Consider the following 4,914-nt stretch of genomic DNA (forward strand, 5'->3'; position numbering starts at 1 on the left):
GGTCACTACGATGAGCCAGAAATCCTCCCTTACGCAATCAGCCACTTCTGTCCCAAAGGGGCTGACGGCGGACAGTCGTGCATGTGACGCCGTCGCTCTGGGAAATGATCGCCACCGGCGACCCTCGGCCGTTAGTCGATCTAAAACATGTATTCTTCGGTGGAGAATTGTTGAGACGGCGGCATGTGTCGATGATCGCCCGCATCGCCCCCCATGCTCGCGGCGTCAATACCTATGGCGCAACCGAAACGCCTCAGGTGATGTGCTGGGCGCCCGTGAATGATGACGATGCGGCTGCGGAGACGTCCATCTCCGTGGGACAAGGGATCGACGGTGTCCACGCGCTGGTTCTGGACGGTGGGGGGCGCATCGCAGGCATCGGCGAGGTGGGGGAGATCTGCATTCATACACCCTACCTGTCCTACGGTTATCTGGGCCAGCCGGCGGCAACCGCGGAGCGGTTCGTGCCATCGCCCTTCGGCAACGGAGAGCGCATGTATCGCACCGGCGACCTGGGGCGCCGGCGGCTGGATGGCGGCATCGACTTCCACGGCCGTGCCGACCGGCAGATCAAGGTGCGCGGGCACCGGCTTGAGCCCGCAGAGGTGGAGGACGCGCTCCAGCGCATTCCCGGCATCCGGCAATCCGCCGTAATGCTGCGGGAGGACACGCCGGGGGACTGCCGTCTGATCGCCTATATTGTCGGCACGTCCGGAGAAGAACGAGATGCGGCCGACATCAGGACCGGACTGAGGAGGTTCCTGCCGGCGCACGCCATTCCCACCGCCTTCATTCCGATTGCCGCCGTGCCATTGACGCCCAATGGCAAGATCGATCACAAGGCGCTGCCTGATCCGGAGCCGGCATTCACGGCTGACGGTGACCTGATGCCGCGTACACTAACGGAAGCGGCCATGGCCGACATCTGGAAGGACATCCTGGGGCTGGAGGATATCGGCATGGAGGACAGTTTTTTCGAGCGGGGAGGTCATTCGCTGCTGGCCGCGCGCCTCGCTGCCGCCATGAAGCGCAGGTTCGCTGTAGAACTTCCACTGGGCCTGCTGTTCCAGGATCCGACCATTGCGGGCCTTGCGGCTTATATTGACACCATAACGGCGCCGAAGTTGGAAGGTGGGTCGTGACCTTTCCCCCCGGTAGCCGATGCATCGTCCCGATGCGCCGTGGACGGACCGAAACCCTGACCATAAGCCGTCGCCCAGGGGCCGGCATGCGCCTCTACTGTCTGGCGCATGCAGGGGGGAGCGCCAACATTTATGCCGGCTGGCGCGACTTCCTGCCGCCTCGTATCGAGGCGGTCGGCCTGGAATATCCCGGTCACGGCGCGCGCCGGTCGGAAGCCCCCCTGCATTCGATCGCCAGTATCGCGGATGCCCTGCTCCCCGTGGTGCTTCGTGATGACGACATGCCTTGCGCCTTGTTTGGCCACAGCATGGGCAGCCTCGTCGCGCTGGAGCTCGCACACAGGATGGCCCAGGTCGGGCGTGCGCCCCTGATCCTGATTGCATCGGCACGCAAACCTCCACGTGCGCTCCGCACCGCTCCTCCGGCACATGACCTTCCGGATGCTGACTTGATCAACATGGTGACAGGATTTGGTGGAACACCGTTGGAACTGGTCAAGCAGCCCGAATTCGCCAAGTATTTCCTGCCAGCCTTGCGAGCCGACTTTCGCGCCTGCGAGGAATACAGGCCACCGGCCAGCCGCCTGCCATTGCCCCTCGCGGCTTACGGAGGATTGGAGGATGCCACCACCAGCCGCGGTGAATTAGATGGCTGGTCCATGGAAACGACGGCCGGCTGTACTGTGAGGATGTTCCCAGGGGATCATTTTTACATCAACTCGGCCGCCGCAATCGTAACCATCGCGATCACACAGGATGTTTGGGATACCGCCCATGAGCATCATCGGCCGTAGCACGCCGCCTTCGAGGTGAACGTCCGACGATCTCGATAAGGCCGTTACGCGGTGCAGCTAGATGCCTCGCCATTTACCCGGTGCCCCGCGGCATCGATCTTCATCGTCGCCCATTCGGCCAGGCCGAGCGCCAGGATGACGATGCCGGCACCCGCCCAGCCCAGCCCATGCGCGCCCACCAAAGGAGGTCTTTTTTCCCGAAGCCGCCAACTTTCGCACCCTGGGCGCCTTCTGAGCGCTCGTCAGGGCAAGTTCAGAGCGCTTCCGGGAACCCTGCTCATGTCACAAGTGTCAATCGGCATTGAAATTTGGCTCTGACGCACATTTGATGATGGGCATTTTTATACGGCACCGATGACGCGCGCCTGGAGCAGGTCAAGCTTCCCACGGCCGTACATCTGGCGCTTGACGAGTTTGAGCTTTGTTATCTGGCCTTCCGTCTGGCCGTTGGACCATGGTGAGGTGATGGCGTTCTCCACGGCAGCTTGGTCCTTGATGATACCATTGGCGAAGGACGTCATGATGGATCGGCGTGCCCGCTCCAACCACGGGGCCAGTTCCTCCAATGATCGGCGCCGGATCATGCCCTGGAAGTCGGCAATGATGTTTCTGGCATCGACGATAACCGGAACGCCCTTTTCAATGGCGGCCACCATGACGGTTTCGGCCTTTGTCAGCGCATCGCACCCCAAGGTCATGAGGCGGGCGATACTACGGGCCGATGGTGTTCGCTTAAGGGCCTCTGCCCCCATCTGGTCGGCGCGGCGCCGGCGGGTCGCCCATTCCGTAACGACGCGTAGCGAACCTTGGAAGCCTTCCCTCCTCAGCCGTCGCCAAAGATCGGCACCATTGCGGTGACCTGCCTGCCATTGCTGGTCAAGCCAGGGAAGATGCAGTTCCAGGGAGCTTTCCCTCGTCCGAAAGACATCCGCTGCCTGTCCCCGAAGGATTTTCCGCACCAGCCCGCGGCTGTGACCGGTCCGGCGAACGATCTCCTTGATGGAAGTGCCGTCCTTGGCCAGTTGCTGGATCGCGTTGTTGGTATCCTCGCGCCGCAGATATCCTTCGTACTGCAGGCGCTCGGCTGCCGTGAGAAGGGCCGGATTAATGTTGGTGGCACCGACGGCGACGCGGATCTGCCGCATCGATTTCCGGACCGCATCGAGAAATGCCCGGCTTGCGTTCTCCATCAGATGCCAACGGTCCGCCACCTGGGTAGCTGCCGGCAGGGCCCTGGAGACGGCAAGCGCATATCCACCGGCGCGGTCGCGGGCGACGATGCTCACCTGCGGCTGCTGTTCCAGCTAGGCCTGTGTCGTTGCCGGCTCACGATCCGGCAGCAAGGCGATGGTCCGACGCCGTTCCAGATCACAGATCAGCGTTCCATAGCGATGATTGCGCCGCCACGCCCAATCATCCACGCCGATTACCGTGGGCGGCACGATGCGCGGGCTACCCTGCCGGCGCACCACACGCAGCAAAGTGTCGTTGCTCACCGGCAGCATCAACCGACGGGCAAGGGTCGCCGCCGGCCGGCCTCCCAGCGCCAGACCGAGATGGTGGACAATCTGATCCAGCCGGGCCGTCCGGCGGGCCCAGGGCGCCAGAACCTTCGGATCGAAGCGCTCCGTAAATACACGGCGCCCACAGAGCACGGCATCACAGAAGAACCGGCGCGCCAGCAGCACAATCCCAACTGGCCTGCCGGTTGCCGGCAGATCCGCCAATCGCCGATGATACCGACTATGGATCCGACCTGAGCCCGTTCCGCATCCGGGACAGGCGCCTATAGCCGTGACCGGGCTGATCGTGACCCGCACCACCCCATCATCGTCGGCGATGTCCTTAATGGCCATGCCGGCGAGGCCGAACATCGAGCGTCTGAAAGCTGTCCGCATCGTACTGACCCCTATGGAAAAACCACCCCACAGGACTCTCGAAAATCATCAAAATTGAGTCAGAGCCACTTTTCCACGCCGGATAACAATGTTCAATTTGGCCGAGGTCTGGGGGCTACGACCGGATGGCAGCAATCCGTGCCTGCATGTAAAGAAGTACCGCGAGGAGAAACGTGAACGGTTCCTGAGTGCCGATGAATACGCCGCCCTCGGTCGGACATTGACTGAGGTCGAAGCAGATGGCTCCGAACCCCCAGCCGTGATCGCCGCTGTCCGATTGCTAATGCTGACGGGGTGCCGCCTGGGCGAAGTCATGACCTTGAAATGGTCCTATGTGGATTGGCAGACGCGGACATTGCGTTTACCGGATTCCAAAACGGGTGCGAAGGTTGTGCATTTCGGAGAGGCCGCTGCCGCCGTCCTTCGGTCGATCCCCCGGCTGACGGACAATCCCTGGGTCATCACCGGCACGAAGGAAGGTGCCCGGCTGACCGACTTGCAGCCACCCTGGCGCCGCATCCGTAAGAAAGCCGGGCTGGATGACGTCCGCATCCACGACCTGCGGCACTCCTTCGCCAGCGGTGCCCTTTTCCTGGGCGAAGGGCTGCCGATGATCGGCAAGCTGCTTGGACATACCCAGGTGCAGACCACGGCACGTTACGCCCATCTGGCTGCCGACCCTGTCAAAAACGCCATGGAAAAGGTGTCGGACTTTATTGCGAAACAGGCGTCATTCAAGCTTGAAAGTAAGCGTACTCGTAAATATGCCATTTATTCTCACCGATATCGACCAAAGGAGAGTTTAACGACATAAGATGAGGCGAAAAACGAAAATTTATTGCACTAAATTCACCATCCGCACTCAACCAAATCAGTTAAATACAAAATACATACAATTGAATTCATCGCCTGACGAAATACAAATTTTTGGCCCTTCAACTTGCTATTGACAATCTTTGCGACTCATACTTACCTTAGCAACACCCTTATTGATTAACCCTAATGACTGATAACTAATAATTATGATGCAACCGTCGGTGAAACGCGTGAGATCTAAGGCGTCAAGCTTGGCTCCTGAGA

4 protein-coding genes and 1 pseudogene are annotated in these 4,914 nt (G+C 60.7%); 3 read left to right on the forward strand and 2 right to left on the reverse strand.

Translation table 11 applies throughout. The features are described from left to right. Positions 1 to 83: 83 nt before the first annotated feature. Positions 84 to 1,142 carry a non-ribosomal peptide synthetase gene (locus AC1Q7F_RS32455; RefSeq protein WP_492512685.1) on the forward strand — a complete coding sequence of 353 codons (1,059 nt, stop codon included), beginning with the start codon at positions 84 to 86 and terminating at the stop codon, positions 1,140 to 1,142. An 86-nt stretch (positions 1,143 to 1,228) separates the two neighbouring features. Continuing rightward, entirely contained in the window at positions 1,229 to 1,936 is a 708-nt protein-coding gene (locus AC1Q7F_RS32460; RefSeq protein ID WP_492512686.1) for a thioesterase II family protein, read from the forward strand. A gap of 44 nt (positions 1,937 to 1,980) precedes the next feature. On the opposite strand, the gene AC1Q7F_RS32465 is transcribed toward AC1Q7F_RS32460, so the two are convergent. Further along, on the reverse strand, positions 1,981 to 2,118 hold the full coding sequence (locus tag AC1Q7F_RS32465; RefSeq protein WP_492512687.1) for a hypothetical protein: 138 nt from the start codon (positions 2,116 to 2,118) through the stop codon (positions 1,981 to 1,983). A 159-nt stretch (positions 2,119 to 2,277) separates the two neighbouring features. After that, positions 2,278 to 3,834 (reverse strand): annotated as a pseudogene (locus tag AC1Q7F_RS32470) (ISL3 family transposase). A gap of 88 nt (positions 3,835 to 3,922) precedes the next feature. Here AC1Q7F_RS32470 and AC1Q7F_RS32475 point away from each other — a divergent pair. Beyond that, positions 3,923 to 4,648: a tyrosine-type recombinase/integrase gene (locus tag AC1Q7F_RS32475; protein ID WP_492512688.1), complete on the forward strand. Its 726-nt coding sequence runs from the start codon at positions 3,923 to 3,925 to the stop codon at positions 4,646 to 4,648. Positions 4,649 to 4,914: the final 266 nt, after the last annotated feature.

The organism is Niveispirillum sp. GW835-FHT14G11, assembly GCF_058793615.1.